This is a genomic window from Zongyangia hominis (assembly GCF_014385095.1).
Classification (GTDB): Bacteria; Bacillota; Clostridia; order Oscillospirales; family Ruminococcaceae; genus Zongyangia; species Zongyangia hominis.
In genome coordinates, this window is record NZ_JACRTC010000016.1 from 1 (window position 1) to 4,409 (window position 4,409).

Below are 4,409 nucleotides of genomic sequence, written 5' to 3' on the forward strand. Positions count from 1 at the left end.
CGATTATTTCCCCAGTAAATCAATGCCAGTGCGCCGGGACCGGTGTGTGCTCCGATGATAGGGCCAATATAAGCAATACAAATCTCAGAATCCGGGAATTGTTCCAACAACCTTTCTTTCAGCATATCTGCTGCTTCAGGGTCATCGGCATGACCTATCAGAATCGATTTACCAAGTTCAGGTTTCCAGCCCTGTTCCATTCGGGCAATCTGAGTGGTAACAGCCTTTTTTCTTCCACGAGGTTTTTCCACTGCTTGCAGCTTTCCTTCGCTGTCCACATGAAGCAACGGTTTGATCTGCAAAGCCGTTCCCATTGCGGCTGCGGCACCTGAAACCCGCCCGCCATGTTTCAAATGGGTAAAGGTATCAACCGTAAACCAATGACATACCTCTAATCGGTGTTCCATGACCCAAGAAGCCAATTCATCAATAGACAGTCCTTCCCTCTGCTTTTTCGCAGCTTCTCTGACTAAAAACCCTTCACCCACTGCGGCAGCAAGCGTATCAATGCAGATGATTCTTCTTTCCGGATATTCCTGCTGTAGTTCTTCAACCGCTAAAAACGCAGACTGATATGTACCTGACAGACCAGAGGAAAAACAGAGATACAGAATATCGGTTCCCTGTCGCAGACAGGGTTCAAAATGCTTAAAATAAATCGTTGGGTTGATTTGTGAGGTCGTTGCAAAATTCCCAGCTCTTTGCAAGCGGTAGAACTCCTTGGCTGTGATTCCTTCCGGGGAACCATATGAGTATTCTGTTCCGCCGATCTCAACATTCATAGGAATCATTTCAACAGATGGCAGACCTGCGGTTAACTCCGGTGCGAGATCTGAGGTGGCATCTGTGAAAATTTGATAGCCGTCCATCACTTCTTACACCCACTACAGCCCTGACAAGCAGCCCACAGCTCATCGGCCTTCGGCTTCCAGGTTTCTGCATAAAGTGTAGTCTTATCACACAGATGGTCAACACTTTCCGGGGACTGATACTCGGTAGAATGGGCACCGGATTTCTTTACCATGCTACGCAGACATTCAGGATTTTCCAGCATAGGACACGGCTGGAACATATTATCATTAAAGGGCTGACCGTCGTGATAGGCCATAAACAGCGGAGACTGATATGCTTCCAGCAGGGTCTTTTCACGGATGTTGGAGTCAGAGTAATGGATAAAAGCGCAAGGCTCAATGTCACCATTGGCATTGATATGCAGATAGTTGCGGCCACCAGCAATACAGCCGTTTACAAATTTCGCATCATTCTGAAAGTCAATTGTGAAAATAGGCTTTGTGCTACGGTATTCGCAGATGCGGTTATACATCTTTTCACGCTGGTCAGGAGACGGGAGCAGCTCCACAGCGGAATCGTTGCCCACAGGCATATAGTGGAAGAACCATGCGAACTTCGCACCGCACTCCACCAGATGATCGAAGAACTCATCCGAGCTGATGGAGTCGATGTTCTTGCTGGTATAGCACCCAGATACGCCGAAAGGCAGCTTCTTTTCTTTCAGAATCTTCATCGCCCGCATAGTAGCCTGATAAGTACCCTTGCCACGGCGGAAATCAGTAGCTTCCTCGAAGCCTTCAATGCTGATGGCCGGGTAGAAGTTCTTCACCCGCAGCATCTCATCGGCAAACTTCTCATCGATAAGGGTACCGTTGGTAAAGGCAGAGAATACGCAGTCAGGATGCGCTTCACACAGGCGGAGCAGATCGTTCTTGCGTACCATAGGTTCACCGCCGGTGTAGAGGAACATATAGGTTCCCAGTTCATTGGCCTGATTGATGATGTCATCCAGTTCCTCATAGCTCAGATTCAGCTTATTACCGTATTCTGCCGCCCAACAGCCGGTGCAATGAAGGTTGCAGGCGGAAGTGGGGTCCATCAGGATTGCCCAGGGGATATTGCAGCCGTACTTTTCACGATTAGCCACCTGCTTGCGGCTGCCTAAGAGAGATGCATTGACAATAAAATTGCGGAAGAACACTTTGCGGACTTCAGAATCAATGTCCGTCCAAAGGCTGTTGATCAGGCGCATCCAGTTGCTGTCAGGCTGCTCCATCACCTTACGGATTTGCTGGCGCTGTGTGAGATAGAGGTTATCCTTATCGAACTTATCCGCCCAATCTAACAACTTGGGGAATGCTTCCTGCGGATTGCTGTCAACATATTTCAGCACTTGATTGACGGCGAAAGCCTGTACGCTGTCTTTAATAGAATTACTCATGGTTTTGTCTCCTTTTCTATCTTAAAAGCAAAAAGAGCCGATAATCCGCAGCACAAGGCTAACGGGTTATCGGCTCTGCGTCTATGCGTCTGGCTCTGTGATAACTGTGGTATTGAATTGTTTTACGCTGATTATTATTTCCCGTTTGCACTTCGGACAGTATAGCGGAAAATTTTCAAGTACTGTATTATCACAGATTTTAATTCTCGTTTTGTTGTTGCAGTTGGGGCATAATAGCCATTCGTTTTTTTTCATTCTTTGTTTTTCATCAGATAATAGAATATCTATGGACAATTACATTTACAACTCACGCAGTTTCCACCGCCTTGTAGAAACCATTACACACGCGCCCACAATGAGTACTGTTAAGACGATGTAGGAAAGATAGACGCCATTTAGTGCTACTTCATACACATCATAGTACCGCAGAGGGGTCAGATAATCCAAGAAACGATTCCCTGTGTACTCGGCAGTAAAGGCCAACACATAGGCGGCCAATACGAAAACCGTACCGGCGCGTACCGCGGCCTTATAAGATTTGAAAAGGCTGGCAAACAGCAGACCCAAGGCAAAAAAGAGAAGCTGGGTAAAGAACATTCCCATCGTTGTGGAAAGCACCGCTCCCGGCTGATCCAGACCGCCCAAAGGAAGAACGATCGTGAAATAATTGCACACGCCGCTGAACAGGGCGAACACCAGCAGGTTCACTGCTGAAACGATCACCTTCGCCAGAACAATGGTTTTCCGCTCCACAGGCTTTGTGAACAGGTATTCGGATGTTCCAAATTTCTTTTCCCTCGCCACACAGGACAGGCCCAGAGAGATTGCATAGGCAAAGGCCAACAGCCCCTCCCAAAAATAGATACACGCGTACCAACCAAGGGCAGTCGTGAGATCCCCTTTCACACCGAACATGATCATGATCAAGCGAGGAAATTGGCCGACTGTCCGGGCCATCTCATCCAGACTGTCCTTCAAGGATAAAAGTTCAAAATAGCAGAATCCGCACAGCAGTAACATGATCCCCAGCCAGATCAGCAGGGTCTTTCTGGTTTGGCGGAATTCGTTTTTCACCAATGTTTTCATCTTTGCACCCCCTCATGAGCGGAACTGGATGTCTTTTTTCAAAAAGACACGATAAGACAGCACCAAAAACAGGGCAAACAGCAGTACACACCATCCCAAGTAATCCAACTCATAAAAGCCAGATTTGGAAATCTCAGCCGCACTAAAGAACGAGTACGGGGACAGAAAACTAATGGCACGGTTGCTGACAATGTTGGAGAAGCTGGTGACGCAGTACTCGACAAAGACAATTAACCCGGCAGTCAAAAGTGGGCTTCGATTGCGTGAAAATAGAATTCCAACCAAAAGCCCCATAGCTGCAAGGAACAGCGTGACCAGCATGAGGGAAAGAGCAATCAGAAAGAACTCTCCCCAGTCAATGCCGGAGCGGAACAGGGCCAGCGCCAAAAAAGAGGCGAGAAGATATACCATGCTCACGACCACTACGCCGAAAAAAACCGTGAACGCCTTTGCCCAGTAAATCGTTTTTCGGGTATGGGGTTTTGTAAACAGATATTCAGAGGTTCGCTCCGAGCACTCCTTGGTGTGAATGGCGATACCGAAGTGCATCCCGAAAATACCGGACGCAATCATAAAAAAGCTGGTAAGAAACGCATAAATGCCCAACGGTGAGGTCAGATATTCCATGGACACACCAACGCCTTTGTAAAAATCACTCGTACCCAGCGTTTCATAGAGGTCTCCGGTGGAAACATCCATAAAGCTGTAATAGGTAGGCGTCATCACAAAAACACACAGAGCCAAGGCGATGGCCCAACCCAAAATATATTTGCGGTGCCTTTTCAGTTCATATTTCAAAATGACCATGCCTGACACCTCCTTACGCATAGTAGTGCATGAAGATTTCCTCCAAAGAGGGCTCTTCCAAAAGCACATCGTCCAAATGCAGCAGGTGAAGCTTGTCAATAATCGCCGTGATATTTCCGTTATACATAAAGGAAACAGAGGTCTTATCCGCAGTCTCCGCATAGTTCGCAATGCCGGACAAATCAAAGAAATCGCGAGGGATAGCCTCCTTTGCGCTCAGAGAGACTTTCTTATAGCCGCTCTCACGCAGTTCTTTGATGGACTGTATGCCAATAAGCTGTCC

Annotated in this window: 5 protein-coding genes and 1 pseudogene; all 6 read right to left on the reverse strand. The window is 47.5% G+C overall.

Features of this window, described 5'->3' with window-relative positions:
- Positions 1 to 869: DegV family protein (locus H8709_RS11735; RefSeq protein ID WP_002587448.1), on the reverse strand; the 869-nt coding region annotated here is incomplete at its 3' end.
- A complete protein-coding gene (locus H8709_RS11740; protein ID WP_262398491.1) occupies positions 869 to 2,233 on the reverse strand; it encodes a radical SAM protein in 1,365 nt (454 codons plus the stop codon). The genes H8709_RS11740 and H8709_RS11735, both read right to left, overlap by 1 nt.
- 81 nt (positions 2,234 to 2,314) lie before the next feature.
- Positions 2,315 to 2,488, reverse strand: coding sequence for a cysteine-rich KTR domain-containing protein (locus tag H8709_RS11745; protein ID WP_072419552.1), 174 nt, complete (start codon positions 2,486 to 2,488; stop codon positions 2,315 to 2,317).
- A 45-nt stretch (positions 2,489 to 2,533) separates the two neighbouring features.
- Positions 2,534 to 3,319 (reverse strand): ABC transporter permease subunit, encoded by a 786-nt coding sequence (locus H8709_RS11750; RefSeq protein ID WP_002587446.1) that lies wholly within the window; start codon positions 3,317 to 3,319, stop codon positions 2,534 to 2,536.
- Between the two features lie 12 nt (positions 3,320 to 3,331).
- The gene (locus H8709_RS11755) at positions 3,332 to 4,126 is read right to left on the reverse strand and encodes an ABC transporter permease subunit (RefSeq protein WP_002587445.1); all 795 of its coding nucleotides are present in this window, start codon (positions 4,124 to 4,126) and stop codon (positions 3,332 to 3,334) included.
- 13 nt (positions 4,127 to 4,139) lie between these two features.
- Positions 4,140 to 4,409 (reverse strand): annotated as a pseudogene (locus tag H8709_RS11760) (ABC transporter ATP-binding protein); the annotation flags it as partial.

Bases quoted from the DNA above. Each gene is read 5' to 3' on its own strand.
- H8709_RS11740 (WP_262398491.1), bottom strand. From the start codon at position 2,233: ATGAGTAATTCTATTAAAGACAGCGTACAGGCTTTCGCCGTCAATCAA.
- H8709_RS11745 (WP_072419552.1), bottom strand. From the start codon at position 2,488: ATGAAAAAAAACGAATGGCTATTATGCCCCAACTGCAACAACAAAACG.
- H8709_RS11750 (WP_002587446.1), bottom strand. From the start codon at position 3,319: ATGAAAACATTGGTGAAAAACGAATTCCGCCAAACCAGAAAGACCCTG.
- H8709_RS11755 (WP_002587445.1), bottom strand. From the start codon at position 4,126: ATGGTCATTTTGAAATATGAACTGAAAAGGCACCGCAAATATATTTTG.